Origin of the sequence: Pontibacterium sp., from assembly GCF_041587635.1 — a bacterium.
GTDB lineage: Bacteria > Pseudomonadota > Gammaproteobacteria > Pseudomonadales > Balneatricaceae > Pontibacterium.
Genome location: NZ_JBFGYC010000660.1, coordinates 1 through 2,015 on the forward strand (window position 1 = coordinate 1; position 2,015 = coordinate 2,015).

General features: G+C 48.3%; 2 protein-coding genes. One reads left to right on the forward strand and one right to left on the reverse strand.

Annotation, left to right across the window (positions count from 1 at the left end):
• The first annotated feature begins 369 nt into the window (after positions 1 to 369).
• On the forward strand, positions 370 to 1,095 hold the full coding sequence (locus ABYW01_RS20410; RefSeq protein ID WP_372836316.1) for a GntR family transcriptional regulator: 726 nt from the start codon (positions 370 to 372) through the stop codon (positions 1,093 to 1,095).
• A 74-nt stretch (positions 1,096 to 1,169) separates the two neighbouring features.
• On the opposite strand, the gene ABYW01_RS20415 is transcribed toward ABYW01_RS20410, so the two are convergent.
• The gene (locus ABYW01_RS20415; protein ID WP_372836317.1) at positions 1,170 to 1,799 is read right to left on the reverse strand and encodes a LuxR C-terminal-related transcriptional regulator; all 630 of its coding nucleotides are present in this window, start codon (positions 1,797 to 1,799) and stop codon (positions 1,170 to 1,172) included.
• Between the last annotated feature and the right edge of the window lie 216 nt (positions 1,800 to 2,015).

Consider the following 2,015-nt stretch of genomic DNA (forward strand, 5'->3'; position numbering starts at 1 on the left):
CAAAATAAATACGAAACAGTTAAGCCTGAGAATGGCGCAGAACCACCGTTTTGTTTTTATTGTGCGAGCGGCTATTTGTTGCAATGCATCATAATGATCTACCGCATATACGTCAAGTAACTCATATATATCAATTTTTAGGCGCTGCGGCTATCTAGAATAACGATGCGATCACCAGCGTATTCTTAAGAGGCCCCCCTGATAACCGGAATACGCAATATCGACGCTAACTCTCTGCCCCTCCAAATCAACAAACCCCATGGTTTTCGCTGGCTGGCAAGCAACTAACCATCAGTAGAATTGAGCAGGTTTAGCGAATTCAGTATACTTTCAAACATATACATCAGTGGTATGAGTGATAGCCAACCTATGAATCAACTTGCAGACAGACACATCCCTCTTTACAAACGTGTAGAGAATCACATTCTGGCTGATATTGATGAGGGCCGGCTGATCCCCGGTGATCTGATCCCCTCTGAACCCCAGTTGGCGACCAAACTCGGGGTAAGCCAGGGCACCGTTAAAAAGGCCATTGATAATCTGGTCAACGAAAAACGTCTTTACCGTCATCAGGGCAAAGGCACTTATGTTTCGACCGTCGACTTCAACAACAGCCTGTTCCGCTTCTTCTCCTACGGTGATGGCACCGGTAAAGGTGTACGTATCCACAAAGAAGTGAGCGAACGCGCGCTGAAAACAGGACCGAAGTATGCGTGCAGCCAACTCGGATATAAGCCTGAATCAGAGCTGCTCTATATTCAGCGCTGCGGCTATATTCAGGATCTTCCGATTCTGGTTGAGCACTGCTGGTGGTGCCCTGAAGTGGTGCCCGGTATGGAGCAGCCCGATGTTCATATTCCTGACCTGATGTACGCATTGGTGGTTGAGAAATATGACGTACCCGTTGTTCGTGCAGAAGAAACCCTGACAGCGGATGTTGCAGATAAAGAAACCGCACAGATTCTAGGCATCCCGGAAAAATCCCCGGTGATCGTCCTGATCCGACACACCTACAGTCGTGCCAACAAGATGATCGAATACCGTAAAACGGTCGGCCGCGCCGATAAATTCAGCTACAAAGCCGAGATTCGTTAATCGCCCCACCCCGCACGCGTTACCCAACAGCCTGAACATATCTTATGCTCAGGCTGTTTTCGTTTAATTCCAACTCATGTCAGCAACGGCTCATATTGTCGATAAGCCATCACCGCCTGCGTTCGGTTGCGCACACCCAGTTTACGAAGAATCGCACACACATGAACTTTTGTTGTGCTGAGCGCGATCTCCAGTTCCGATGCAATCTGTTTATTCATCAAACCCTGATCAATCTTTTCAAGCACCCTCATCTCTTGCACTGATAATCTGCGCATACCCGATAGCTTCCATGCATCCTCAGCACTTTCAACCTCGGGAAACCAAGTCTCATCGCGCCACACCCGATCCAATGCCTGTAACAACACCACCTGATCATCCCGACTGCTCACACTGCCTGTCACTCCCAGGCCCTGTAATTGCTTTACCCGTATCCGTTGATGACGATGCGTAATCGCCAGCACCTTCAATCCGGAATGGCGGGTAAAAAGATAAGGAAGATGACGCAGTGAGCGCTGATCCACCAAGGAAAGGTCCAATACCAACAAACCAATGTTGTTGTGCCGACCCATCGTCCAGAGAAGTTCATGCCAACTAATAGCCTCAAGCACATGGGCACTTGGATGCTGTATATCCAGCGTCTGACGTAACGCCAACCGATCGAGCGGATAGCGATGGGCAATAATCGCTGATTGATCCGAAACCATGAAAAGAGCCTCCTCTTCTTATCGTGATCTAAGGCTCATGCTTTACCTTCTAGTGCCACGTTGTCCTAAAAAACCCACAGCAGCTGAATGAAAAAAACACAAGTCATATATATGACCTATATGATACATATATATTTGCACTTTGTGTCAAGCTATCGCTATCGCAGGGCTGACGGGGGATCGCGGGTATATGACGAATGAATCCCCTGCATGCGG

Excerpts from the sequence above, each read along its gene's own strand:
- ABYW01_RS20410 (WP_372836316.1), top strand. The coding sequence starts at position 370 with ATGAATCAACTTGCAGACAGACACATCCCTCTTTACAAACGTGTAGAG.
- ABYW01_RS20415 (WP_372836317.1), bottom strand. The coding sequence starts at position 1,799 with ATGGTTTCGGATCAATCAGCGATTATTGCCCATCGCTATCCGCTCGAT.